The sequence below is a fragment of the Qipengyuania psychrotolerans genome (assembly GCF_019711355.1).
Lineage (GTDB): Bacteria > Pseudomonadota > Alphaproteobacteria > Sphingomonadales > Sphingomonadaceae > Qipengyuania > Qipengyuania psychrotolerans.
Genome location: NZ_CP081297.1, coordinates 149,271 through 174,259 on the forward strand (window position 1 = coordinate 149,271; position 24,989 = coordinate 174,259).

Below are 24,989 nucleotides of genomic sequence, written 5' to 3' on the forward strand. Positions count from 1 at the left end.
AACTTGCAATGAAAAATATAACGGCGTTTATCGCGCTGGCCGGAGCCGCAGCGGGCATTATGCCTACTGCGGTTTACGCGCAGGATAACCTGATGGCGATGGAAGGGGGCGAGCTTCGCAGCGAAGTCCAGCGGCGTTACGATGCCGGTCTGTCATTGACCAATGACAGCTCTGCCGTGTCTGCCAACGACCCACGGTACACTTGGGCGAGCGAGGCCAAAGCCCAGTGCGGAATTGCACTCGGCTTCCTCAAGTCGAACACCAAGGACGAGACCAGCATATCGCGCTGCGCGCTTGCCTATGACATGATGCAGCGCATGCCGCAGCCGCGTGTCGAGGCCGCGCCTGAGCCGGCACCTCAGCCAGAGGTCTGCAACCGCGAGGCGCCCGGACTGATATTCTTCGAGTTCGATTCCGCCACACCGCAGCAGGATGCAGTTGAGACAGTCCAATATGTCGTCGAGAACGCGCCTGCCTGTAACTGGCGTGCGTTTACCGTGGTCGGCCACACCGACCGTGCGGGCAGCAATGCCTATAACGAAGGCCTGTCATTGCGGCGTGCCGAGGCGGTGGCCAATCTGATGGCGAGTCGGGGCATTCCGGCTGCCAGCATTTCCACCGAGGCACTGGGTGAAGCATCACCCCGTGTGCCAACCGCCGATGGCGTGCGCGAGTTGCAGAACCGCCGCGTCGAAATCCAGATCAGCGAATAAGAGGGGGGACGAAAAATGTATAAGAAGACCCTGACTATGACCGCAGCGCTCCTGCTTGCAGGCGCCGCACCGTCGGCAATCGCGCAAGATGCCTCGGCTGAGGCTATCTCGATGCAGGAAGCGATTTCGATCGCCATGCAGTCGAACCCGGAAATCCTCCAGGCACAGTACAACAAGGAGGCGATCGAGTTCGAGCGCCGCCAGGCGCAGGGCCTGTTCCTGCCGCGTGTCAGCATCGAGGCCAGTGCCGGGATTCGACGTCTGGAGAACCAGACGCGCCGCCAGCTCGGCATTTCCGACAATGAACTCTATCCGCTCGAAGCCGGCATTACCGGTGAGTGGACAGTGTTCGACTTCGGCCGCCGCCAAGGCGAATTGCATCGCCAGGCTGCCCGCGTCGACGGAGCTTCGCTCCGTGTTCTGGAACGCTCCGAGTTTATCGCCCTGCAGATTGCGCGGCAGTATCTCGACATCCTGCTCCAGCAGCGTGTCGTAGCGGCTGCGCAGGACAATGCGGCATTCCACCAGGTTCTGGTGGGCGATCTGTCGCGCGGCGTCGATGAAGGTTCGATCTCGATTGCAGACCGGCAGCAAGCTGAAGAGCGCCTGCAATCGGCTCTCGTACGCAGTGAAGAAGCCAATCTCGACCTCGAGAATGCCTATATTTCGCTGCGCCGCCTGACCGGACTCGACGTTTCGGCTGCGGCCGTGCCGCCGAACCTTGCCAGTGCCATGCCGCCGGATCTTCCCTCGGCAATCGGCATGGCCCGCCTCAACAACCCGCTGGTGCGCGAAGCACAGGCGGATGTGGATGCAGCCAACGGCCTCGTCGATTCCGCAGAAGGTGACCTGTGGCCGACGATTGGTATCGAGGCACGCGGCCGTACCGGTGAAGACATCGACGGTTTCCGCGGTGAAACTACCGACATCCAGGCACGCGTTGTGCTGCGCTGGGATGTATTCGATGGCGGCATCAACCGTGCCAAGCTGCAGGAAAATGTGCGTCAGGCCAGCCTCGCGCGCTACGCCCTGCATGATCGCCAGCGCGAAGCGGAAGAAGATGTCCGTCTTGCATGGCAGCGCCTCGACACGCAGCGCCGCATTGCGGAACAGCTGGCCCGCCAGAGCCAGGTGAGCGACGATCTGCTGCTTTCCTACCGTAGCCAGTTCAACATCGGGCGCCGTTCATTGCTCGATGTGCTCGATGCACAAAACACTAGGTTTAACACCCAGGTTCGTCTCGAAACGGCACGCTTCTCGCAATTGTTCGCGCAGTACCAGACGCTGGCTGCTACGAACAACTTCCTCGACGCACTGAGCATCGCACCAGGTGCAGGTTCGGGCGAGCAGGAACGAGACAGGTTCGATTTTGGACCTCCTGTCGAAGCCGAATTGCAACGGCGCGTCGACGGGGAGTAGGACGCAGAAAGGCTCTTCTGGAGCATGGAACAGACTGCTGGAGAACAGATCGACGGGCGGATCCTTGATCCGCTCGTCGAGTGCGTTGCGGAAGGGGCACGTCGATACGGCTTGCCGTTTGCGCGCGATTTGCTCGCGCAGCTTCCGCGCAATGCGGAAGGCCAGCTCCCTGTCCACCAGGCCCCGGCAGCACTCGAGCTGGCAGGCCTGAATTATGACGTAGAGCATCCGCGCCGCATTCCGGCGACCGGCAAGCACCTGCCCGCGATCGCAGCGCTTGGTGACCGCCGTTTCGCGTTGCTGCTGGAAACCAAGGACGATGAACTGCTCGTCTGGCGGCCAGAGTCAGGCACCGAGATATGGGAGCCGCGCAGCGAGCTGGCGGAAAGCTATGCCGGCACGCTCATCCCGATCCACGGCGACCCCGACAAGATGCGCGCCGACGAAGCGCCATGGCATGCCAAGGCGCGCCAGCATTGGTTCTGGGGCGAATTGCGCCGCGAGCGCCGCGCATTCATGCCGGTCTTGCTCGCATCGCTGCTGATCAACCTGCTCGCAATTTCGCTGCCGATCTTCACGATGAACGTCTATGACCGGGTGATCCCGAACCAGGCGCAGGAGACCCTGTGGGTTCTGGGCATCGGTGTCGTGCTGGCATTCACCCTCGAATTTGCGCTGCGCCGCGCCCGGACTTCCATCGTCGATGAAATCGCCCAGCGGCTCGATCTCAAGCTCAGCCAGAAGATCTTTTCGCGCCTGCTTGCCGTTCCGCTTTCCGAACGCAAGGGCCACACCGGTTCCCTCGCCGCGCGGGTGGCCGAATATGCCATCGTGCGCGACTTCTTCGCCTCGACCTCGGTGGTGCTGGTGGTCGACGTGGTTTTCCTGGTCATCTTCGTCGGAGTTATCGCCATCATAGGGGGCTGGCTAGCGCTGGTACCGCTGACCATAATTCTGGCCATGATGATTGCGGGCTATATCCTGCAAAAGAAGGTCGTCGAAGCTTCTCAGGACGCGCAGGCCGACTACGGATTGCAGCAAACGCTTCTTGTAGAATCGCTGACCGGCGCGGAAACGCTCAAGGCGATGGGCGGCGAGGGCGGCATGATCTCTCGCTGGCACCAGCTTGCCGAGATCGGCGGCCACTCCCAACTGCGCCTGCGCTCGATCAATTCGCTGGCCGTTGGATTGGCGCAGGTGTTCCAGCAGGTTTCGACCGTTTCGCTGATTATTGGCGGCTACTATCTGTTTGCCTCGGGCGCGATCACGATGGGCGCGATTATCGCCATCGTCATGTTGGCTTCACGCTCGCTTGCTCCGGCTGGGCAGATCGCTTTCCTGCTTACTCGCGGACGCCAGGCCCAGGAAACGCTGGGCAGTATCGAACGTCTGTTCGAAGGCGAAGACGAACGCCGGCTTGGTGCCAGTGTTGCTCCAGCCGCGATTACCCGTCCGCGTATCGAATTTCATGACGCCGACTTCGCGTACACCGAAGGCGGCCAGCCTGCCTTGACGGGACTGAACCTCACTATCGAGCCGGGCGAGCGTATTGCGCTTGTCGGCCGGGTGGCATCGGGCAAATCGACGCTGGGCCGCCTGCTTTGCGGTCTGTACCGCCCCACCTCCGGAGCGATGCTGGTAAACGGCATCGATGTGAATCAGTACCGGCCCCAGCAATTGCGCGATGCGCTTGGCTTCGTGGGTCAGGATGCAGCCCTGTTCTCGGGTTCGATCCGGGATAACCTCATCCTCGGGCGGACAGACATTTCCGAGGAAGAACTGTTGGCCGCAATGCGCGCAACCGGTGCGGACGCCTTCCTGTCACGCGATAGCGGCGGTTTCGACCGTGCGGTCGGCGAAGACGGGCGCCAGCTTTCGGGCGGCCAGCGCAGCTTCCTGTCGCTTGCCCGGGCCATGGTGCGCCCGCGTGAACTCCTGTTCCTGGACGAGCCGACCGGCGCGATGGATAGCGAGACCGAGAAGATGTTCGTCGAGCGGCTTGCCGCCTCGCTCCAGCCTGAGAGGACACTTGTGATCGCCACGCATCGTCCTGCGCTATTTTCCATCTGCGACCGCCTGATCGTGCTCGATCGCGGCCGGATTGCAGCCGATGGATCGGTGAAAGACGTGCTCGCCAAGGCTGGTGCAGCCAAGGGAGTCGCGTCATGAGCAAGGCACAGGTCACCAATGTGCGGCGCATGGGCGCGCTGGCCGTGCTTGCCATCGCATGCTTGCTGGTCGGGACGTCCTCGTTCCTTGCGCCCGCTGAATCGGCGAAAGCCATGGCCAAGCTCGACCCTGAATTGCAGCAGGGCCTTGCGACCATGACTACCGCAGCCGTTTCCGAGGACGCGTTGATTGCAGAAGATATCGACAGTGCCCGCAGCCGCAATCTTGCCATTCCCATGATGCAGGCACGGCTTGAAAATGCAGGCCGCTTCTCGGGCATTCCGCTCGCTTCTGCCTCTTACCGAACCGCCAGCCAGTGCCTCGCTCAGGCAGTCTATTACGAAGCCGCGTTGGAGCCGGAAGCGGGCCAGCGTGCAGTGGCGCAGGTCGTGCTCAACCGCGTGCGTCATCCAGCCTATCCGAACAGCGTGTGCGGTGTGGTGTACCAGGGCTACAGTCAGCGCGTGTGCCAGTTCAGCTTCACCTGTGACGGAGCTTTGACGCGCACGCCGCAGGCCAATCTATGGAAGCGGGCGCAAGCTGTCGCCAACGATGCGCTGAGCGGCCGGGTGATGCCCGATGTTGGCACTGCCACCCATTACCATGCCGATTACGTCGTGCCGAAATGGGCATATACCCTCGGCAAGATCACCAAGATCGGCCGCCATATCTTCTATCGCTTCCCCGGTTCGCCCGGTCGGTCCGCCAGCTTCTATCGCGGCTGGAGTGGACGTGAAATCCTGCCGAGCATCGATTTCGACCGTTTCCGCCTCGCTGCCAGCCAGCAGGACGATGCCGTATCGATCGAGCCCGCCTATACTCCGGGCCTCACGGTCGAGCCTGATGTGAAAGACCGCCATGCCGTGGCCGATGTCGGCGGACGAATCGATACGACCAAGACTTGGCGCCTTTCGATCCCCGACCCCGTCCAACTCAGCGCGGGCTACCGTTCAACGCTGGAAGGGCAGGGCGAAACCCAGCCTCATCAAATCCCGAACGAGGAAACACAGCCATGAACGCGTCCGCTTATTGGCGCAGCATGTCGGGTGCAAAGCGCCTGATCGTGACCGCGGCTGCCGGCATAGCGATCCTGTTTGCCTGGGCAGCATTTGCCCAGGTCGATCAGATCACGCGCGGCATTGGCAAGGTAATCCCGTCGAGCAAGGCGCAACTGGTTCAGCCCTCCGAAGCTGCGGTGGTTTCCGAAATCCTCGTGCGGAATGGGCAGAGCGTGAAGAAGGGCGACCTGCTGGTCCGCCTCGACGACACGCAATCTTCCGCGGCACTCGGCGAACTCGAAACCGAAAACCAGCGACTGGCAGCACGGGCCCAGCGCCTTGGTTCGGAAGCGTCAGGCGGCCGTATCGGCTGCGAACCGGGCACTGCCTGCTCCGAAGAAGCGCAGCTGGCGCAGGCCCGCCGCGCCACCGCACAGGCCCGCGAGAACTCGCTGGCTTCCGCCGTCGAGCAGCGCCGCCGCGACCTATCGGAAGCGCAGGCGACCGCAAGCAGCTTGGAAAGCACGCTCCGCCTCGCCCGCGAGCAGGTCGACATGCTTCGCCCGCTCGCTGAAAAGAACATCGTGCCCCAGACAGACCTGCTGCAGGCCCAGCGCGAGGTCGTTGATATCCAGGGACGCCTTGCTGCCGCGCGGCAAGCTGCTGGACGCTCGTCCGCGGCTATCCGGCAGGCTCAGGCTGACCTAAGCCAGGCCCGAGCGGACTTCCGTCAGCAGGCGCTGGCCGAACGCAGCGAAATTACCACCCGCATGGCAGTCAATGAGGAGAGCATTCGCGGCGCATCGGCGCGGCGGGATCGCAATGAACTGCGCGCTCCGTCGGACGGGGTGGTCAACGATCTTCAGGTCACCACGCAGGGCGGTTTCGTCAATGCGGGCGAGCTGATCATGCAAGTCGTGCCTGTCGGTGACAAGCTGCTGATCGAGGCGCGGATATCTCCAGCAGACCGGGCTTTCGTCAAGGTCGGCGACAATGCCAACGTCAAGGTTACAGCCTATGATTTCTCGATCTACGGCGGTCTCAAAGGACGGGTAGCGCAGGTCAGCGCGGACAGCATCTTCGATGAGGTCGAGCGCGAAGCCTATTACGCGGTGATCATCGAAACGGACCGGGCGTATATCGAAAAGGGCGGGGTCCAACTGCCCATCGTGCCGGGCATGATCTGCGATGTCGAAATCCTGACCGCGCGCCGGAGCGTGCTGTCCTATCTTTTCAAGCCGGTAAATCGTGCTTTCGACAGGGCCTTGACCGAACGCTGATCCCGGCGCGTGCCGCCGGGCAGCTTTCAATAGCCGTGAAGCCAGCTTTGCTTTGCGCCCAGGCTCATGACCGGGCGATAGCCGTGGTCACTGCGCGCATCGAGCGGTGCATCTCCGACATTGTCCAGCATCACGAAACCGGCATCGGTCTTCACCAGAAGAACGGCGTGATCGCGGCGGCGGATCAGGTCGCGGGCCAGCGTAAGCACCATGTCATCGCGCGCGACACCGGCGGCAGCCAGCAGCTCCATCTTGAGCAGTGCGAAGTCTTCGCAGTCCCCCTTACCGAGACGCAGCGTTGTGGCCGCATCCGCCCAATAATCGGCGCGCCCGTAAAGTTCGCGGTCTTCGGCGTGCTGGATGCTGCGATTGACCCAGCGATTGACCGTCGCCACGAGGTGCGACTTGTCTGCCTTGGCCCCGCCGATCGATGCGAGCGTGGGACCGAGATTGGAGCGAGCGCGGCTCACCCGGGCGAAATCCCCATCGAAGCTTGTCCGCGCAATCGGCACCATTTTGCTGCCCAGGACCAAGTTCGCAGCATTCCCGCGAGGAAGGGCGGTTCCAGCAGCAAGCTGCGGGGCAGCTGCGGGGCGCGGCACGAATGACAGCGGTTTGAGCGGATCGAAGGCGGCTGGGGCAGCGAACGGACTGGAAACACTGCATCCTGCCTGGCCGCGCGGCGAGGGCGCCGCTGCGGGTTCGAGCGGTTTTGCTCCGGTTCCGGCAAACAGCGGATGGTCCGCGCGGCCTTCCTGCTGGGCGCGAATGGCATCAAGCGCGCTGGCACCGCCAAGGATAGCGGCCGATTTGTTCTGCGATGCCGAGGGCGACGCGGGGCTGATCTGTGTCGCCATCCCGCCTTGCATCTCGCGGCTTTCGCAGTCTTGTGCCGCGCCAATCCCGGGCGCAGCCTGAAACAGGACCTTGGCACTGGCAGCCTCAGCGCTGCTGGGAAGCATGGCGGCTGCGGCCGCGCCGATCAGGGCGAAGTGCAGGCGGTGCTTGCCGCGGCGCAGGAAGGATGGCGCATGAACCATGCATCCGTGCTAAGCCCGCGCAGTCAAGGTGAGGTTTCCTGATACGGTTAACAGGAAGCAAAGGTTTGCCGCTTCATCTTGCGGCAATAGAGACTTTGCCAGACCCCCGTTACTTCCCTGTCATTTAGAGGTTTTTGCGATGCGTCTCCATCAAACTGCCCTATCCCTTGTCCTGATCGCAGCCGCGCTACCGACTAGCGCAGCGGCTGACGAGATTTACGGTGGCAGCTATGTGCACGGGGTCGATACGCCGTTCACACTTTACACCGGAGAGGGCGGAGCGGACGTTCAATTTGGCTATCGCCTTGACCCTGTCACTGAAAAACTGGGTGGGCCGCAGCCTTATGTTTTCGGTTCGGTGAACACGGAGGGCGACACCAGTTTTGCAGGATTCGGGGTGAGCTGGAAGGCCGAGATCGGGAAGGTGTACCTGCGTCCCGGCGTAGGCCTGGTAATTCACGATGCGCCTGAACTGCGTATCGATCCCGTTGCGCGCAAGCGCACCGATCTGGGAAGCCGCGTGCTGTTCGAGCCCGAGATTGCCGTGGGAGTCGACTTGGATGATCGCTGGTCGGTGGAGGCGAGCTGGGTCCACATCAGCAACGCGCAGTTGTTCGATTCGGAACAGAACCCCGGAATTGATATGATGGGCCTGCGCCTGAACTACCGTATGTAACAGTGCGGGTGGAGCGGCGGCCTATTTGATCACTTCGCCGTGCACCCGCCTGACTTCTTCCTTGAAGTCATAAGGCGTCCAGTCGACGCAGTCCGGCCATGCACCTGTGCTGATCCAATAGGTGTTCAGCCCCAGTCGTTCGCACAGCTTCACGAAACGAGGCTGCTTGATGACATCGCTCCACGCGCCAAGAATGGTGCCGGGGTAATAAACGCTCGGCCGGTCGCCTTTCGGGTCGAAAATATAGTCGTATGACGCGGTCTCCGCCAGATCCAGCGCCTTGTCGGGCAACCCGAACGCGGCAATCGAGAGCACCAGGTTGAGGGGCATCGTGCCCGTTTTCTCGATAAGCGCCGCATATCGATCTACGCGCTTGCGGATTAGGTCCTGGTCCTTGCTGCGCAGCGCCTCGTTGAACGATTTGGCGGCCCGCATATCCTTGGCGGGCCAGCCATCGAACATTTCGATGTCGCCGATGTGCTCGTCGTAAACATCCCAGAACCCCAGGAAGCCTGACGTGTTGATCACCCACAGCATGATCCCCGGATTGTCCGGCCAGCGTTTGCGCAACGTGCGAGCCCGCTCGATCCCGGCCTCGTAGTCTCCCACATAGAGCATCATCTGCGTGAGATGCAGCTGCGCTGCGGGCATCAGGGGATTGAGCTCGCACGCTCTTTGCGCATAGCCTTGAGCATCATGGAAGCGGCCCACGCTCCAGCAGAAGTTGCTCATATCGGTGAGTATGGCCGGATCATTCGGAGAGACCTCAAGGGCCTTCATCAACCGCCGCTCCCGCTCCAGATAGGCGCCCCAGGGTTCGAGCATCGCCAGGGCCTGGTGCGCGCCGCCGCGGTTGGGATCAATTCTGAGCGCGCAGTGCGCAGCAGAAACCACTGCTTCTCGCGCTGCGGCGTAATCCCCTTCGAAGTGGCCTGAACGAAGGTGGCTTGCCCGCGCTATGGCAAGGAGTTCCCAGGCGGGGGCAAATTCAGGTGCTTTCTCGCTGATTTCTTCCAGCAGCGGAATCGCGCGCAGTGCCGAATTGTCGAATGTCGCGTCCCCATCGGCGAGATACCGGCGGGCCAGCAGGAAGGTGTCATACAGTTCGCCCGGCAGCGCGCTTGCTTCTGCACCTGTCGGAGGGGCCAATGCCACCTTGAGGGCAGCGGCGACATGGCTTGCAATGGTTTCCTGAAGCTCGAAAATATCGTCCAGGTTGCCATCGAACTGGTCGCCCCAGATTGCACTGCGGGAAGCGCAATTCACCAGCTCCGCGCTGATGCGGACCCTGTTTCCTCCGCGGCGGACAGATCCATCAAGAATGTGCGTCGTGCCCAAGGCGGCGGTAACGTTCGAGATCTCCTTGTTTGTGCCGCGGAACTGGAAGCTGGATGACCTCGCTACGACTTTGAGATGGCTCCCGTCAGATACTGTGCGCTGGATTTCTTCCGAAACACCGTCGCAGAAGTAAACCAGTTCCGCGTCGGACGATAAATTGTCGAACGGGAGAACTGCGATGATCGGATCGGTGTGCTCTGCCTCAGGTTTAGCATTGCTGCGACCAGCTGCCTCGCGTTTCCCGGATTTCGGGGAGCCTGCAAGTTCGGCAATGCTCGCGACAATCTTGTGCCAGCTTTTGCCATCGATCTCGCCGGTCCATCCCGTGGCCATTTCACACTGGTGGCGGTTGAAGGGTAAAGGCGGGAGCACACCGTCCAGGCTCATCTGGATGAGAGTGTCGTTGTTGAATGCCATGTCCGCCTCGGCCGGTACCCAGCGCGAAGCCCGAGCGGTTTCGGACCACAGGACCAGCACGGCCTTGGCCGCCTGGATCTGCTTTTCAATTTCGGCAGAGAAGGCCCCGTGGGCGGGCAGGTCGTCGTCGATCCAGACATCGTAGCCGGCGTCTCCAAGCGCATCGGCTACGCGGCGCGCCTTGGAGTAATCCGCTCGCGCATAAGAGATGAATACGTCGGCCAGATTGAAGCTCACTACAACAAGCCGACCAGACTAGTGTGATCGCACGATTACTCAACAGAATAGCATTGCGATGCGAGAGCACAGCAAAAGGGCGGCACCTTGCGGTACCGCCCTCCCATTCACGAGCGCTTCAAGACACTCGCAAAACTTTAAGCCAAGATTACTTGAGCTCGACGGTACCGCCGGCTGCTTCGATCTTGCCCTTAACTTCTTCGGCTTCAGCCTTGTTGACGCCTTCCTTGACGGCCTTGGGAGCGCCTTCAACGAGAGCCTTGGCTTCAGTGAGGCCCAGACCGGTGATGGCACGGACTTCCTTGATGACCTGGATCTTCTTGCCACCGTCGCCGGTGAGGATGACGTCGAATTCATCCTTTTCTTCAGCTGCTTCAGCAGCGCCGCCAGCGGCGGGGCCTGCAACAGCAACAGCAGCAGCGGCGCTTACGCCCCACTCTTCTTCAAGTGCCGTGGCAAGCTCAGCGGCTTCCATGACAGTCAGCTTCGACAGTTCTTCAACAAGCTTGGCGATATCAGCCATGATGTTTCACTCCAATAAATAGGCCGGGGCGGATGATTGGTTTGCCCCGATGAATAAGTCGCGTTTGCGAGAGGTCTCTTACGCTGCTTCCTTGGCGCCATAGGCACCGAAGACGCGAGCGAGCTTGGCCGCAGGTTCCTTGATCGTGCGGACAACCTTGGTTGCCGGCGCGTTGAGGAGGCCCACGATCGTGCCACGAAGTTCGTCGAGGCTGGGCATCGAGGCCAATGACCTCACGCCTGCTTCGTCGAGCTTCTGCGCGCCCATCGAGCCACCGACGATTTCAATCTTGTCGGTGGTCTTGGCGAACTCCACCACGGCCTTCGCCGCAGCGACCGGATCTTCGGAATATCCGAGAGCGGTCGGACCAGTCAGGAACTCTTCGAGTCCTGCATAGTCGGTGTCCTTGAGGGCAAGCTTGGCGAGACTGTTCTTCGCAACCTGGTAAGCTGCACCGGCTTCACGCATCTTCGTACGCAGTTCGGTCGACTGAGCGACCGTCAGGCCCAGATTGCGGGTCACGACGACCACGCCAGACTGGTTGAAGACTTCGTTGAGCTGGGCAACCGCGTCGGTCTTTTGCGAACGATCCATGCCATACTCCTTCACTATGGCCGCACGGAATGACTTCCGAACGACCGGCTACGTTTGTCCATGCCGAAGGTTCGGCACGGGCGAGTCCGTTGATGGGGAAGGAGTGCGCCATCTGACGCGAAACGACGAACGCAGGGTTCGCCATAAAATCTCTGTCCCCGTCTAGGCTGGAAATTAAGACCGGCATATTCCGGTCACCAACTGTCTCGGACGGATGAGCGGCTGACACAAAAAGGCCCGCCGTTCGGTGGCGGGCCTCTAAGCAAATTGGTCAGCGAGTCAAGCGATATCGTGTGAATCGCTGGCGCCGGATCAGATGTCGTCGGCGGTGTCTTCGAGCGTTTCGGCTTCCGCTTCCAGCTCGGCAGCTTCGCCGGCATTGCCAGCGTCTTCTGCGATATCGGCCTGGGCTTCAAGCGCTTCGGCCTTTTCGTCCATCACTTCGGCCTGAGCTTCTGCAACGTCGTCCATTTCTTCGCCGGCTTCTTCCGCTGGTCCATCACAGGCTGCGAGCGCGAAAAGCGCGGGTGCTGCGACAAGCATGATCTTTTTCATTGTGTTTCCCCTGTTCCGTCGGCGCAAAACCGCGCCGCGACGCAGGGACTACGTGGCGCGGCGGATTATGTTCCGCCGCACCATCGCGAGGGTAGTTTTATTGTGCGTCGTAGGCCAGCAAGTCGCCGGGCTGGCAATCCAGCTCGCGGCAGATTGCTGCGAGAGTGGAGAACCGGATTGCCTTGGCCTTCCCCGTTTTCAGGATCGACAGGTTGGCGAGGGTGAGGCCGACCCGTTCGGCTAATTCCGTAAGCGTCATGCGGCGCTCGTGCAGCAGGTCATCGAGTTTGACCATGATCGTTGCTCCTTCGTCTTCGGCTGGCATCACACGGTCCCTTCAAGGTCTTCGCGCATCGCTGCGCCGAGGCGGAAGATGCGGGCAAGGATGAACAGCAAGATAGCCAGGAGGATGCCGGTCAGGGAGAAATCAAAGTCGATGGTGAGCTGCTCTGCCGGAAAGAATTTTTCCAGGTAGACTGCCATGGCCGCGATTGGGATTGCGGAGAGCTGGAAGATGAGTGCGATTGCGCCCATCCGGCTGAGGCGGTCCGCATTCTCTATGGAGAAGGGATTACCGCTGCCTACTGTGTCAATGATCTGGCCGAGCAGGCGAAAGAAATTGAAGGCGAGAGCCACGATGACAGCGACACAGGCAATCAATATCAGGCTGAGGGCGAGTGCGGGACCGAATTCCCCGCCGGCTTCGGCAACGGTCTTTGCAAAATCCGCATGGTGATAAAGCAGGAACGGCACCAGCAGGACCAGTACCGCGAAGACCAGGCCGGTTATGACCATCAGCAGGACGGTCATGATTTTGCCTGCGGTCAGCAAGGGATCTTTGGGTGAGATGGACATGGAATATACCCCTGTTGTGCGAGCTTAGGCGAGCGCTGGTGCGGCGATGACAATCTGGCCGCTGCTCTGCGGAACGGTAATCAGGGTGCCAAAGCTGCCGGTCATGATCAGAACCGCGGCGAGAGCGGCTGCGGCGCGCTGGGTGAAAGTGGTCATTTATCGAACTCCTTGATGGTCAATATCGATAAGCAATAAGGTGAGTCGCTCATATTGTCAATCAATAATATTGAAAAACGATATGTCCCGTGTTGCTCTTCGATAAGGGGAGGGCAAACTGCCCCAACTCAAGAGTTTGGTCGTCGGCCCGCTTCCTCTATAGACAGCGCAGGGACAGGGGAGACGCCATGATATTCCGCGCATTGTTCGTAAGGTTGACGGTATTCTATGTGCTGGTGACGAGCGCGGTGCTTGGCATCGTTGCCCTCAACCCGGTGCTCAGCGACTTCCTGCCCATCGGCGGTGCTCAGACACTGCTCAGCACGCCTTCGGACGACCCATTCAGCGGCGTCCAGATCGGTGCCGAGAAAGTGTCCAATCTGGGCGGGTCGATCCTGTGGTTGTTCATTGCCGTGGCAGGCGCAGTCCTGACAACCATTCCTGTAACCTGGACATACATGGCCAGCCGCAACCGGGCGGAATACGATCAGGCGCTGGTCGAAACCATGATTGTCCTGCCTATCGCAGTGACAGCCATCGTGGTGATGGTGCACAACTCGCTGGCCCTGGCCTTCTCGCTTGCCGGCATCGTTGGCGGTGTGCGGTTTCGCAATACACTCAAGAGTTCGGGCGATGCGATCTATATCCTGCTGGCAATCGCCATCGGTCTTGCCGCCGGGATCGGTGCATTGGAGATCGCGCTCGTGATGACGGTGATGTTCAATTACGCATTCGGACTGCTGTGGATGGCAGATTACGGCGCGAAGGATGGAACCCACCGGTATCTGAGGGCGGCAGAAACCGACGCGGCGAAGCCGAATGCCGATGGCGAGGACCCGCATTCTCAGTCGGGAGAGGGCAGCGAGCCGAACTGACCCTTGGCCGCCGTGGTCAGCGGCACTTCTTCAATAGCTTCTTCTGAACAGTGTCATCGTCGGCGATGTCTTCGAAGAACCCGTTCAGGTAGCGCGTCATCGATTCCGCCGTGCGGGGATCGGCCATCGGCGTAGCGGCAATTTCTGCTTCGAGAACTGACCGCATCTCGCGCAGTCGTGCGGCTTCGGCCGGGATCAGGGAGTTTAATCCGCAAAACCCCCGGTAGACGCGTGTCGTAACGGACCGCAGACCCAGTGCCTCGTTGGGCACCGCGTAGCTTGCATCGACGAGGCCGGCATTGTCGAAATCATAGGGCAGCGGGGTGAGCTCTCGCCGCGCCTCCTTCCCCGCGCCGAGCAATTTGGAGTTGTGGCAACAGGCGTCCGGGTCGGGCCCCACGCGCATAGCCCAATCGGTATTGCCGATCATGTATTGGAAAAGAGCGTAACGCGCGGCATCTTCGCGATTGAGCGCGCTGACCGGAATGCTGCCGACGTCGATTTCCTTCATCCCAAGGCGGCGTGCAGCATCGTCTGCGTCCTCTATGAGGAATCCGAGCCGCGTGATGACCACTTGGCCTTCATCGACATAGGTGATGCGCGCCAGCCTGACCTTCAGGCTCTCGGGAGTAAGTGCATTGTACAGCCGATAGGCAGCATACTCGCGCAGGACTGTTTGCTGGGCTCGTTCCCGCGTGCGGCAATGCGTCACGAGTTTGATGCGGCCCTGCTTGTGAAACAGCGAACTCTCGCCGGGCTTGTCATTGAACGTGATGCGCAGCGGGGGAAACTGGCAGATTTCCTTCTTGCGGCGCGAGACACCGCGGGCCGCCAATGTGATTGCATGCGTTTCGCCCGAGCCTGCAAGGGTTGCAGGATGAGGCTTGGTCGAGCGTTCAGCCTGACGGACAATATCATTGATCGGACCGGTAAGAGTGATCTCGAGAATGGCCTCTTCGGCAAACAGCGGCGTGACCTTGCCGCTTTCCTCTTGGGCAGATGCCGGGATTGCTGCGAGTGAGATCAGGAGGGACAGGCAGAACCGGATCATTCGTCGCTCCCGCTGGCTGGGCTTTCCAAAGTGCGCGATGTCCATTCTCCGTCCGCCCCGCGCTGATGCGCAGTGACTTCTTCGCCCTGAATGACGAGGAAGCTGGGCACGCCCCCGTAGTAGCTTGAAATACCCGTATCGACGCGGATCAGTTTGCCATTATCGCTCGCCGCGATCCCGCGCACCGACGGGGTGTGGCCAACCACCAAGCGCTGTGCCCCGTAGCGCGACAGGACGATGTCCAGTTCGGCTTCCCGAGAGGGGCGGGCCTTATCGGTTTCGTCATCATCGCCGCGCATCACGTTTCCGCGGTACCAGAGCGGCCCGAAAGGGTCGTCCAGTGCGCTGCGGTCGACTTCTTCGCCCGGAAGCAGCGCAGCCCTAGTCCGCGCATTGATGGCCTCGATAGACATGGCAGAGGTTTCGGCGCTCAGCCCCCCGTGCACGAACAAGGTAGTTCCGATCATTAGCGCGGCTGGGCGCTGCGACGCCCACTCGCCAAACTCGCCGCCGGGCGCCCAGGCGCGCCGATGCTCCAGCATTCCCAGCGGGGTTTCGGCAAACCACCTTTCCTTCATCTTGCCGACCGAGATGTGGGGCTGGTCCTTGCGATAGATGGCTGCGATCAGGTCGCGGTTTGCAAGCCAGGTCGCCTCGCGGCGCTGCTTCGACTTGCGATCGCGAAATGCTTCATACTCTCCGGCATGAACATAGCGGACATCGCCCGTGACATTCATGGCTTCATGATTGCCAAGGAGAACGATCACTTGTCCGCCCGCAGCCTGAGCCTCCTGTTCAAGGTTGATGAGGTGTCGAATGATCTTGAGCGAATCCGGCCCGCGATCGGTAATGTCGCCCAGCTGGACAAGCACGGTGTCTCCGCCGACCCATCTGCCGCCATCGTCGGCAAGCCCGGCAGCTGAGGCGATCGCGCGCCACGCCTCATAGTCACCGTGCAGGTCGCCAACCGCCACGATCCTGTTACCGGCGGGCGCTGGGACTTCCTGCGCAGCAAGCGGCACCGCGCTCCAGAAGAGCATGGCCAGCAAGGCGATAAGATTGCGCATTCCCCCTCCCGGTATCTGCCCGCCGAACCTAGCACAAAATCCGATGACTTGGCGCTTCTGATTTACGGCCCTTCGGAGTGTTTGACAAAGCGGTGCGTGCTTCCTACATGCTCCGTCGACCGCACGCTTCGAGCGAGTCCGATTCATACGCGGGTTTCGGACACAGGATGGAAGCGGCTTTCCATATCGCGACGCTTTTTATTTGCTGCAGCCGCCGCCCGAAATGGGTGCGCCATCGCTGCGGCCTTTTTTGCGTCTTGGTATGGTTCTCACGCGCATGAGACTTGAAATTCCGGCTCGCCTGCGCGGGCTGCGACATCACAGATAAGAGGCACGGCTCCTTTATGGCTACCAAGGCTAAGGCACCCCGCAATACATCGTCGGGCACCGCAAAGCGGCGCATCCGCAAGATCTTCGGCGACATCCACGAAGTCGTCGATATGCCCAACCTCATCGAGGTCCAGCGCGAGAGCTACGAACAGTTCCTGCGCTCGAACAAGGAGATCGATTACATCTCCGGCCTCGAAAAGACGCTGCGCAGTGTCTTCCCGATCCGTGATTTCGCCGGCACCGCCGAACTCGACTTCGTGCATTACGAACTCGAACAGCCGAAGTACGACACCACCGAATGCCGCCAGCGCGGGATCACCTACGCTGCGCCGATGAAGGTTACGCTTCGCCTGATCGTCTTTGAAGTCGACCAGGAAACCGAAACCCGCTCGGTTCTCGATATCAAGGAGCAGGACGTTTACATGGGCGACATGCCGCTCATGACGGACAACGGCACCTTCATCATCAACGGTACAGAGCGCGTCATCGTTTCGCAGATGCACCGTTCGCCGGGCGTCCTGTTCGACCATGACCGCGGCAAGACGCACTCCTCGGGCAAGCTGCTGTTTGCTGCCCGCATCATTCCGTACCGCGGCAGCTGGCTCGATTTCGAATTCGACGCCAAGGACGTGGTCAACGTTCGTATCGACCGCAAGCGCAAGCTGCCGGTCACGGCGCTGCTGTATGCGCTGGGCCTCGATAGCGAAGGCATCCTCGATCACTTCTACGACACGGTCACCTGGAAGCGCGCAAAAGACGGCTGGGAAATCCCGTTCGTCGCCGAAAACTGGCGCGGCCAGAAGCCTGCGTTCCCGCTGGTTGATGCAAAGACCGGCGAAGAAGTATTCGCTGCGGGCCAGAAGATCAGCCCCCGTGCAGCCAACAAGGCGGCCAAGGACGGTCTCGAAACCCTGCTGTTGCCGACCGAGGAAATCTTCGGTCGCTATGCTTCGGTCGACATGATCGACGAAAGCACTGGCCGCATTTACATCGAAGCCGGTGACGAAGTCTCCGCCGAGAACCTCGAAGTGCTCGACGGTGCGGGTGTGGACAGCCTCGTCCTGCTCGATGTCGATCACATCACGACCGGTCCCTGGATCCGCAACACGATGAAGGTCGACAAGGCCGAAAACCGTGATGAAGGCCTGGAAGCGATCTACAAGGTCATGCGTCCCGGTGAGCCGCCGACCAAGGAAACCGCAGAAGCCCTGTTTGAAGGCCTGTTCTTCGACGGCGAGCGTTATGACCTCTCGGCAGTTGGCCGCGTCAAGCTCAACATGCGTCTTGAACTGGACGCTGAAGACACCGTCACCACGCTGCGCAAGGAAGACATCCTCGCCGTGGTCAAGGAACTTGTCGACCTGAAGGACGGCAAGGGCGAAGTCGACGACATCGACAACCTCGGCAACCGCCGTGTCCGTTCGGTCGGCGAACTGCTCGAAAACCAGTACCGTGTCGGCCTGCTCCGCATGGAACGTGCAGTGAAGGAGCGCATGAGCTCGGTCGATGTTTCGACTGTCATGCCGAACGACCTCATCAACGCCAAGCCAGCGGTTGCTGCCGTGCGCGAATTCTTCGGCTCCAGCCAGCTTTCGCAGTTCATGGACCAGACCAACCCGCTGTCGGAAGTCACCCACAAGCGCCGTGTTTCAGCGCTCGGCCCTGGCGGTCTCACGCGTGAGCGCGCAGGCTTCGAAGTCCGCGACGTTCATCCGACACACTATGGCCGCATCTGCCCGATTGAAACGCCGGAAGGCCCGAACATCGGTCTGATCAACTCGCTCTCGACCTTCGCGCGCGTCAACAAGTACGGCTTCATCGAAACGCCGTACCGCACCGTGAAGGACAACAAGGTCACCGATGAGGTGATCTACCTGTCCGCAATGGAAGAGCAGAAGCACACTGTGGCACAGGCTTCGGCCGATCTCGATGCCAAGGGCGGTTTCGTCGAAGAGCTCGTCTCTGCACGTCAGAACGGCGATAACCTGATGGCGCCGCGCGAAAGCATCACGCTGATGGACGTTTCGCCCAAGCAGCTCGTGTCGGTCGCCGCATCGCTCATTCCGTTCCTGGAAAACGATGACGCCAACCGCGCACTGATGGGCTCGAACATGCAGCGTCAGGCCGTGCCGCTGGTCAAGGCCGAAGCGCCTTGGGTCGGCACCGGCATGGAAGAAACCGTTGCTCGCGATTCCGGCGCTGCGATCACTGCCAAGCGTGGCGGTATCGTCGACCAGGTCGACGCAACGCGTATCGTTATCCGCGCCATCGGCGATGTTGAGCCCGGCCAGTCCGGCGTCGACATTTACACGCTGCAAAAATTCCAGCGTTCGAACCAGAACACCTGCATCAACCAGCGTCCGCTGGTGAAGGTGGGCGAAACGGTTACGCCGGGCGACGTTATTGCCGACGGTCCTTCGACCGATCTGGGCGAACTTGCGCTGGGCCGTAACAGCCTCGTCGCGTTCATGCCCTGGAACGGCTATAACTACGAGGACAGCATCCTCATCTCCGAGCGTATCGTGAAGGACGATGTCTTCACCTCGATCCACATCGAGGAATTCGAAGTCATGGCCCGCGACACCAAGCTTGGGCCGGAAGACATCACCCGCGACATTCCCAATGTCGGCGAGGAAGCGCTGCGCAACCTCGACGAAGCGGGCATCGTCTACATCGGTGCAGAAGTGCATCCGGGCGATATCCTTGCGGGCAAGATCACGCCCAAGGGCGAAAGCCCGATGACGCCGGAAGAAAAGCTTCTGCGCGCCATCTTCGGTGAAAAGGCCAGCGACGTGCGCGACACCTCGCTTCGCCTGCCGCCGGGCGTTGCCGGTACGGTCGTGGAAGTTCGTGTGTTCAACCGCCACGGTATCGAGATCGATGACCGTACGCGTGCGATCCAGAACGAGGAAATCGAACGCCTCCGCAAGGACGCCGCTGATGAACGCGCCATCCTTAACCGCGCAACCTACAACCGCCTGCGCGACATGCTCGTCGGCCAGACCGCTTCTGCAGCGCCAAAGGGCGTGAAGAAGGGCAGCGAAATCACCGAAGAAATGCTGGACGAGATCGACCGGCACGAATGGTTCAAGTTCGCTGTCGCTGATGACAACCGTCAGCAGCAGATCGAAGCTGTGAAAACCCAGTACGACGAGAGCGTGAAGGTCATCGACGACAAGTTCGAAGACCGTAAGGAAAAGCTCGAACGCGGTGATGAACTGGCTCCGGGCGTGCTCAAGATGGTCAAGGTCTTCGTTGCCGTGAAGCGCAAGCTTCAGCCGGGCGACAAGATGGCTGGCCGTCACGGTAACAAGGGTGTCATCAGCCGCATTCTGCCGGCCGAAGACATGCCGTTCCTTGCAGACGGCACTCCCGTCGATATCGTTCTGAACCCGCTCGGCGTGCCTTCGCGCATGAACGTGGGTCAGATCTTCGAAACCCATCTCGGCATGGCGGCCCGCAACCTTGGCCACCAGATCGGCGATGCACTCGAAGAGTGGAAGCAGGCGAACCCGAATGCGTCCGAAGATTATGCCAAGGCCAAGCCGCCAGAAGCTGTCATCGAACGCCTGAAGGAAACCTACGGCGAACAGTATATCGACGCGATCGATAGCCGTTCGACCGAGGAAATCGTCGAACTCGCCACCAATCTCAAGACGGGTGTCCCGATGGGTACGCCGGTGTTCGACGGTGCGCGCGAAGGCGATGTGACCGTGGAACTCCAAAAGGCGGGCCTCGACGCAGATGGCCAGTCGGTACTATTCGACGGACGCACAGGTGAAGCGTTTGACCGCAAGGTCACCGTGGGCATCATCTACATGCTCAAGCTGCACCACCTCGTCGACGACAAGATCCACGCCCGTTCGATCGGCCCCTACAGCCTCGTCACCCAGCAGCCGCTGGGCGGTAAGGCGCAGTTCGGCGGCCAGCGCTTCGGTGAGATGGAGGTCTGGGCACTCCAGGCCTACGGTGCAGCATACACGCTGCAGGAAATCCTCACCGTGAAGTCGGATGACGTGATCGGCCGTACCAAGGTTTACGAAGCTATCGTCAAGGGTGACGACACCTTCGAAGCCGGTATTCCCGAGAGCTTCAACGTGCTCGTCAAGGAAATGCGCAGCCTGGGTCTCAACGTCGAACTCAAGTCGCTTGCCGACGATGAGGACAACGACGGCCTCGCGATTGCGGCGGAATAGGGGAGCCTCGCGCTCCCCACCGCTTCCGCCCGAACAGAATTAACCCGACAGGGATTTAAGTCATGAACGAACTGACCAAATTCACCAACCAGCTCGCGAAGCCCGAAACCTTCGACGAGATCCAGATCGGCATCGCCAGCCCCGAGCGTATTCGCTCGTGGTCCTTCGGCGAAATCAAGAAGCCGGAAACCATCAACTACCGTACGTTCAAGCCCGAACGTGACGGCTTGTTCTGTGCCCGCATCTTTGGTCCGGTGAAGGACTACGAATGCCTGTGCGGCAAGTACAAGCGCATGAAGTACAAGGGCGTCGTCTGCGAAAAGTGCGGCGTCGAAGTCACCGTGACCAAGGTCCGCCGCGAGCGGATGGGCCATATCGAACTGGCTGCGCCGGTTGCGCACATCTGGTTCCTGAAGTCGCTGCCATCGCGCATCGGCCTGCTGCTCGACATGCAGCTCAAGCAGCTTGAGCGCGTGCTCTATTTCGAAAGCTACATCGTGGTCGAGCCGGGTCTCACCGCGATGGAGAAGTTCCAGCTTCTGACCGAAGACGAACTGCTCGAAGCCCAGGACGAGTACGGCGAAGACGCATTCTCGGCATCCATCGGTGCCGAAGCCGTCAAGATGATGCTGATGGACCTCGATCTCGAAAAGGAGAAAGAGGACCTGCTGGAAGAGCTCGCGACGACCAAGTCGAAGCTGAAGCCCGCCAAGATCATCAAGCGCCTGAAGGTCGTCGAAAGCTTCATTGAAAGCGGCAACCGTCCCGAGTGGATGATCCTTGAAGTCGTGCCGGTCATTCCGCCGGAACTGCGCCCGCTCGTCCCGCTGGACGGTGGCCGTTTCGCGACGTCCGATCTCAACGATCTTTATCGCCGCGTCATCAACCGTAACAACCGCCTCAAGCGCCTGATGGAGCTTCGCGCACCGGACATCATCGTCCGTAACGAGAAGCGCATGCTGCAGGAAGCTGTCGATGCACTGTTCGACAACGGCCGCCGCGGCCGCGTCATCACGGGTGCCAACAAGCGTCCGCTGAAATCGCTGTCCGACATGCTCAAGGGCAAGCAGGGCCGCTTCCGTCAGAACCTGCTCGGCAAGCGCGTCGACTATTCGGGTCGTTCGGTCATCGTGACCGGTCCGGAACTCAAGCTGCACCAGTGCGGCCTGCCCAAGAAGATGGCGCTCGAACTGTTCAAGCCGTTCATCTACGCCCGTCTCGACGCCAAGGGTCTTTCCATGACCCTGAAGCAGGCGAAAAAGTGGGTCGAAAAGGAACGCAAGGAAGTCTGGGACATCCTGGATGAAGTCATCCGCGAGCACCCGGTCCTCCTGAACCGTGCTCCGACACTTCACCGTCTTGGCATCCAGGCATTCGAACCCGTCCTGATCGAAGGTAAGGCCATCCAGCTTCACCCGCTGGTCTGCGCCGCGTTCAACGCCGACTTCGACGGTGACCAGATGGCCGTGCACGTTCCGCTGAGCCTCGAGGCCCAGTTGGAAGCGCGCGTCCTGATGATGTCGACCAACAACATCCTCTCGCCCGCAAACGGCAAGCCGATCATCGTTCCTTCGCAGGACATGGTGCTGGGGATCTATTACCTGTCGATGGAACGTCAGGAAAAGACTCCCGAATTCACCAAGGATGACGAGGGCAACGATCACGAGATCCTGCCGCTGTTCGCCGACATGGCTGAAGTGCACCATGCGCTCGAAACCAAGTCGGTCACGCTGCACTCGAAGATCATGGCCCGCGTCCCGCAAGCGGATGAAAAGGGCAAGGTCGCGATGAAGCGTTTCGTCACGACCCCTGGTCGTATGCTGATCGGTGAATGCATGCCGAAGAACCACAAGGTTCCTTTCGACATCGTCAACCGCCTGCTGACGAAGAAGGACATCGCCGACGTGATCGACGAAGTTTATCGTCACACCGGCCAGAAGGACACGGTCCTGTTCGCCGACGCCATCATGTCGCTGGGCTTCCGCCACGCGTTCAAGGCCGGCATCTCGTTCGGCAAGGACGACATGATCATTCCCGACAGCAAGGTGGGCATGGTGGAATCGACCAAGGCACTGGTTGCCGATTACGAGCAGCAGTACCAGGACGGCCTGATCACCCAGCAGGAAAAGTACAACAAGGTCATCGACGCCTGGAGCCAGTGCGGCGACAAGGTGGCCGATGCCATGATGGAAGAGATCAAGTCGCAGCCGGTCGACAAGGACGGCAAGGAAGCGCAGATCAATTCGATCTACATGATGAGCCACTCCGGTGCGCGTGGTAGCCCCGCGCAGATGAAGCAGCTTGCCGGTATGCGCGGCCTGATGGCCAAGCCTTCGGGCGAGATCATCGAGAACCCGATCATCTCGAACTTCAAGGAAGGCCTCAACGTCCTTGAATACTTCAACTCCACTCACGGTGCCCGTAAGGGTCTCGCGGATACGGCATTGAAGACCGCGAACTCGGGTTACCTGACGCGCCGTCTCGTCGACGTTTCGCAGGACTGCGTCATCGTTGAAGAGAACTGCAAGACCGACAACGCGCTGGAAATGCGTGCCATCGTCCAGGGCGGTAGTGTTATCGCCTCGATCGGTGAACGTATCCTCGGCCGTACGCTGGCAGAAGACATCGTCAACGCCGCAACAGGCGAAGTGATCGTCAAGGCCGGTACGCTGCTCGACGAGCCCATGGTCAAGGAAATCGAAGAAGCGGAAACGCAGGTTGCCAAGATCCGCAGCCCGCTGGTCTGTGAAGCCAAGATGGGCGTCTGTGCGACCTGTTACGGCCGCGATCTTGCCCGCGGTACTCCGGTCAACATCGGTGAAGCTGTCGGCGTTATCGCTGCACAGTCGATCGGTGAGCCGGGCACCCAGCTGACCATGCGTACCTTCCACATCGGCGGTGCCGCGCAGCTCAACGAAACGAGCCATCTCGAATCGATTTCGGACGGTAAGGTCGTTTATCGCGACATGCCGACGATCGTCGACAAGAAGGGCCGGATCCTGTCGCTCGCCCGTAACGGCGAGCTGGCCGTGATCGACGCCGAAGGCCGCGAACGCGAAATCCACAAGGTGCCTTATGGTACCGTGCTGATGCACAAGGATGGCGGCAAGGTGAAGGAAGGCGATCGTCTGGCAGAATGGGATCCGTTCTCACTGCCGATCATCACCGAAACTTCGGGTGTTGTTCGCTTCCAGGATCTGGTCGACGGCACTTCGATGGAAGAACGCGTCGACGATGCTACCGGTATCGCCCAGCGTGTTGTCACCGAAATCCGCACCAGCGGACGTGCAGCGAAGGAAGATCTTCGTCCGCGTCTTACGCTGCTGGGTGAAGGCCAGACCGACGAGACCGAAGCTGCGCGCTACATGCTCGCACCCGGTACCGCGATCTCGGTCGAGGACGGCCAGCAGGTCGAAGCGGGTGACATCCTTGCCCGTGCTTCGCGTGAAGCCGCCAAGACCCGTGACATCACCGGTGGTCTGCCGCGCGTCGCCGAACTGTTCGAGGCCCGCGTGCCGAAGGACAATGCGATCATCGCCAAGATTTCCGGCAAGATCGAATTCGTCCGCGAATACAAGGCCAAGCGCAAGATCGCGATCGTTCCCGAGGAAGGTGATGCGGTAGAATACCTGATCCCCAAGACGAAGATCATCGACGTTCAGGAAGGCGACTTCGTCAAGAAGGGCGATACGCTGATTTCGGGCTCGCCGAACCCGCATGACATCCTCGATGTCCTCGGGATTGAAGCGCTGGCCGAATACCTGTGCACCGAGATCCAGGAAGTCTACAGGTTGCAGGGCGTGAAGATCAACGACAAGCACATCGAGACGATCGTTCGTCAGATGCTGCAGAAGGTTGAAATCACCAATGGCGGCGACACCGTGCTGCTGCCGGGCGAACAGGTCGATCTGGAAGAACTGAACGAGACCAACGCGAAGCTTGGCCGGAACAAGGAGAAAGCCACCGGCACTCCGATCCTGCTCGGCATCACCAAGGCCTCGCTCCAGACGCGTTCGTTCATCTCGGCCGCATCGTTTCAGGAAACCACTCGCGTGCTTACCCAGGCTTCGGTCGAGGGCAAGAAGGACACGCTGGTCGGACTGAAGGAAAACGTGATCGTGGGCCGTCTCATCCCCGCCGGTACCGGCGCGGGCATGAACCGGATGCGCGTCACCGCCTCCAGCCGCGATGCCGCCTTGCGCGCTCAGTGGAAGAAAACGCAGGAAGCGATCATCGCTGCCAACACAGCTGAAGAAGAGCACGAGGCGGAACTCGCCCAGGGCCCCGAAGCAGCAATCGGCGACGATCCGCTGGCGGCAGTAGAGGGTGAAACCCACGGCACCGATGCCGATGCGGGTGACTACCTCAACGAAGAGGCGAAGGACGGCGAATAAGCCCGACTTTGGTTCCATTTAATCGACAGACCCCGCCGGAGCGATCCGGCGGGGTTTTTCGTGTCTGGCCGAAATGTAAAACGAAGCCGCTATACATCGGGCCGTG

19 protein-coding genes are annotated in these 24,989 nt (G+C 60.6%); 9 read left to right on the forward strand and 10 right to left on the reverse strand.

The features are described 5' to 3' along the window. The first annotated feature begins 8 nt into the window (after positions 1-8). Genes K3166_RS00725 through K3166_RS00745 form a run of 5 tightly spaced genes read left to right on the forward strand, consistent with a single transcriptional unit; the run spans position 9 to position 6,579 of the window. The gene (locus K3166_RS00725; protein ID WP_221422810.1) at positions 9-713 is read left to right on the forward strand and encodes an OmpA family protein; all 705 of its coding nucleotides are present in this window, start codon (positions 9-11) and stop codon (positions 711-713) included. Between the two features lie 15 nt (positions 714-728). Beyond that, positions 729-2,132, forward strand: a complete 1,404-nt coding sequence (locus K3166_RS00730) for a TolC family protein (protein ID WP_247714673.1) — start codon at positions 729-731, stop codon at positions 2,130-2,132. Positions 2,133-2,156: 24 nt separating this feature from the next. Then, a complete protein-coding gene (locus tag K3166_RS00735) occupies positions 2,157-4,301 on the forward strand; it encodes a type I secretion system permease/ATPase (protein ID WP_221422811.1) in 2,145 nt (714 codons plus the stop codon). Further along, positions 4,298-5,317 (forward strand): cell wall hydrolase, encoded by a 1,020-nt coding sequence (locus K3166_RS00740; protein ID WP_247714674.1) that lies wholly within the window; start codon positions 4,298-4,300, stop codon positions 5,315-5,317. Before K3166_RS00735 ends, K3166_RS00740 begins: the two co-directional genes overlap by 4 nt. Beyond that, positions 5,314-6,579, forward strand: coding sequence for an HlyD family type I secretion periplasmic adaptor subunit (locus K3166_RS00745; RefSeq protein ID WP_221422812.1), 1,266 nt, complete (start codon positions 5,314-5,316; stop codon positions 6,577-6,579). The genes K3166_RS00740 and K3166_RS00745 overlap by 4 nt, the downstream gene beginning before the upstream one ends. Positions 6,580-6,605: 26 nt before the next feature. Here K3166_RS00745 and K3166_RS00750 read toward each other — a convergent pair whose 3' ends face one another. Next, a complete protein-coding gene (locus tag K3166_RS00750; RefSeq protein ID WP_221422813.1) occupies positions 6,606-7,619 on the reverse strand; it encodes a transglutaminase-like cysteine peptidase in 1,014 nt (337 codons plus the stop codon). Between the two features lie 139 nt (positions 7,620-7,758). Here K3166_RS00750 and K3166_RS00755 point away from each other — a divergent pair, with 139 nt between their 5' ends. Then, positions 7,759-8,295: an acyloxyacyl hydrolase gene (locus tag K3166_RS00755; protein WP_221422814.1), complete on the forward strand. Its 537-nt coding sequence runs from the start codon at positions 7,759-7,761 to the stop codon at positions 8,293-8,295. Between the two features lie 21 nt (positions 8,296-8,316). Here K3166_RS00755 and K3166_RS00760 read toward each other — a convergent pair whose 3' ends face one another. The 7 genes from K3166_RS00760 to K3166_RS13490 all read right to left on the reverse strand — a co-directional run bounded on the left by K3166_RS00760 (position 8,317) and on the right by K3166_RS13490 (position 12,970). Further along, positions 8,317-10,287 carry a TIR domain-containing protein gene (locus K3166_RS00760; RefSeq protein WP_221422815.1) on the reverse strand — a complete coding sequence of 657 codons (1,971 nt, stop codon included), beginning with the start codon at positions 10,285-10,287 and terminating at the stop codon, positions 8,317-8,319. 148 nt (positions 10,288-10,435) lie between these two features. Next, positions 10,436-10,810, reverse strand: coding sequence for a 50S ribosomal protein L7/L12 (gene rplL, locus K3166_RS00765; RefSeq protein ID WP_221422816.1), 375 nt, complete (start codon positions 10,808-10,810; stop codon positions 10,436-10,438). Between the two features lie 78 nt (positions 10,811-10,888). After that, positions 10,889-11,404 (reverse strand): 50S ribosomal protein L10, encoded by a 516-nt coding sequence (gene rplJ / locus K3166_RS00770; protein ID WP_221422817.1) that lies wholly within the window; start codon positions 11,402-11,404, stop codon positions 10,889-10,891. A gap of 312 nt (positions 11,405-11,716) precedes the next feature. Next, positions 11,717-11,959 (reverse strand): hypothetical protein, encoded by a 243-nt coding sequence (locus tag K3166_RS00775; protein ID WP_221422818.1) that lies wholly within the window; start codon positions 11,957-11,959, stop codon positions 11,717-11,719. A 97-nt stretch (positions 11,960-12,056) separates the two neighbouring features. Further along, entirely contained in the window at positions 12,057-12,284 is a 228-nt protein-coding gene (locus K3166_RS00780) for a helix-turn-helix domain-containing protein (protein ID WP_221422819.1), read from the reverse strand. Beyond that, on the reverse strand, positions 12,284-12,814 hold the full coding sequence (locus K3166_RS00785; RefSeq protein ID WP_221422820.1) for a DUF2975 domain-containing protein: 531 nt from the start codon (positions 12,812-12,814) through the stop codon (positions 12,284-12,286). The genes K3166_RS00780 and K3166_RS00785 overlap by 1 nt, the downstream gene beginning before the upstream one ends. Before the next feature lie 24 nt (positions 12,815-12,838). Then, a complete protein-coding gene (locus K3166_RS13490) occupies positions 12,839-12,970 on the reverse strand; it encodes a hypothetical protein (RefSeq protein ID WP_282098803.1) in 132 nt (43 codons plus the stop codon). A 188-nt stretch (positions 12,971-13,158) separates the two neighbouring features. On the opposite strand from K3166_RS13490, the gene K3166_RS00790 reads away from it, so the two are divergent. Then, positions 13,159-13,845, forward strand: coding sequence for a DUF4956 domain-containing protein (locus K3166_RS00790; protein ID WP_221422821.1), 687 nt, complete (start codon positions 13,159-13,161; stop codon positions 13,843-13,845). A 16-nt stretch (positions 13,846-13,861) separates the two neighbouring features. Here K3166_RS00790 and K3166_RS00795 read toward each other — a convergent pair whose 3' ends face one another. Both K3166_RS00795 and K3166_RS00800 read right to left on the reverse strand, forming a co-directional pair. Beyond that, positions 13,862-14,896 carry a hypothetical protein gene (locus K3166_RS00795; RefSeq protein WP_221422822.1) on the reverse strand — a complete coding sequence of 345 codons (1,035 nt, stop codon included), beginning with the start codon at positions 14,894-14,896 and terminating at the stop codon, positions 13,862-13,864. Beyond that, on the reverse strand, positions 14,893-15,963 hold the full coding sequence (locus K3166_RS00800; protein WP_221422823.1) for a metallophosphoesterase: 1,071 nt from the start codon (positions 15,961-15,963) through the stop codon (positions 14,893-14,895). Before K3166_RS00800 ends, K3166_RS00795 begins: the two co-directional genes overlap by 4 nt. A 344-nt stretch (positions 15,964-16,307) precedes the next feature. Between K3166_RS00800 and rpoB the strand changes: the two genes are divergently transcribed. Together rpoB and rpoC are read left to right on the forward strand one after the other, a co-directional pair. Next, positions 16,308-20,489: a DNA-directed RNA polymerase subunit beta gene (gene rpoB / locus K3166_RS00805; RefSeq protein WP_221422824.1), complete on the forward strand. Its 4,182-nt coding sequence runs from the start codon at positions 16,308-16,310 to the stop codon at positions 20,487-20,489. A gap of 62 nt (positions 20,490-20,551) precedes the next feature. Then, positions 20,552-24,883 carry a DNA-directed RNA polymerase subunit beta' gene (gene rpoC / locus K3166_RS00810; protein ID WP_221422825.1) on the forward strand — a complete coding sequence of 1,444 codons (4,332 nt, stop codon included), beginning with the start codon at positions 20,552-20,554 and terminating at the stop codon, positions 24,881-24,883. Positions 24,884-24,989 lie beyond the last annotated feature (106 nt).

Excerpts from the sequence above, each read along its gene's own strand:
- K3166_RS00775 (WP_221422818.1), bottom strand. The coding sequence starts at position 11,959 with ATGAAAAAGATCATGCTTGTCGCAGCACCCGCGCTTTTCGCGCTCGCA.
- K3166_RS00725 (WP_221422810.1), top strand. The coding sequence starts at position 9 with ATGAAAAATATAACGGCGTTTATCGCGCTGGCCGGAGCCGCAGCGGGC.
- K3166_RS00785 (WP_221422820.1), bottom strand. The coding sequence starts at position 12,814 with ATGTCCATCTCACCCAAAGATCCCTTGCTGACCGCAGGCAAAATCATG.
- K3166_RS00735 (WP_221422811.1), top strand. The coding sequence starts at position 2,157 with ATGGAACAGACTGCTGGAGAACAGATCGACGGGCGGATCCTTGATCCG.
- rpoC (WP_221422825.1), top strand. The coding sequence starts at position 20,552 with ATGAACGAACTGACCAAATTCACCAACCAGCTCGCGAAGCCCGAAACC.
- K3166_RS00800 (WP_221422823.1), bottom strand. The coding sequence starts at position 15,963 with ATGCGCAATCTTATCGCCTTGCTGGCCATGCTCTTCTGGAGCGCGGTG.
- K3166_RS00740 (WP_247714674.1), top strand. The coding sequence starts at position 4,298 with ATGAGCAAGGCACAGGTCACCAATGTGCGGCGCATGGGCGCGCTGGCC.
- K3166_RS00750 (WP_221422813.1), bottom strand. The coding sequence starts at position 7,619 with ATGGTTCATGCGCCATCCTTCCTGCGCCGCGGCAAGCACCGCCTGCAC.
- K3166_RS00780 (WP_221422819.1), bottom strand. The coding sequence starts at position 12,284 with ATGCCAGCCGAAGACGAAGGAGCAACGATCATGGTCAAACTCGATGAC.
- rplL (WP_221422816.1), bottom strand. The coding sequence starts at position 10,810 with ATGGCTGATATCGCCAAGCTTGTTGAAGAACTGTCGAAGCTGACTGTC.
- rplJ (WP_221422817.1), bottom strand. The coding sequence starts at position 11,404 with ATGGATCGTTCGCAAAAGACCGACGCGGTTGCCCAGCTCAACGAAGTC.
- K3166_RS00745 (WP_221422812.1), top strand. The coding sequence starts at position 5,314 with ATGAACGCGTCCGCTTATTGGCGCAGCATGTCGGGTGCAAAGCGCCTG.
- K3166_RS00730 (WP_247714673.1), top strand. The coding sequence starts at position 729 with ATGTATAAGAAGACCCTGACTATGACCGCAGCGCTCCTGCTTGCAGGC.
- rpoB (WP_221422824.1), top strand. The coding sequence starts at position 16,308 with ATGGCTACCAAGGCTAAGGCACCCCGCAATACATCGTCGGGCACCGCA.
- K3166_RS00755 (WP_221422814.1), top strand. The coding sequence starts at position 7,759 with ATGCGTCTCCATCAAACTGCCCTATCCCTTGTCCTGATCGCAGCCGCG.
- K3166_RS13490 (WP_282098803.1), bottom strand. The coding sequence starts at position 12,970 with ATGACCACTTTCACCCAGCGCGCCGCAGCCGCTCTCGCCGCGGTTCTG.
- K3166_RS00795 (WP_221422822.1), bottom strand. The coding sequence starts at position 14,896 with ATGATCCGGTTCTGCCTGTCCCTCCTGATCTCACTCGCAGCAATCCCG.
- K3166_RS00790 (WP_221422821.1), top strand. The coding sequence starts at position 13,159 with ATGATATTCCGCGCATTGTTCGTAAGGTTGACGGTATTCTATGTGCTG.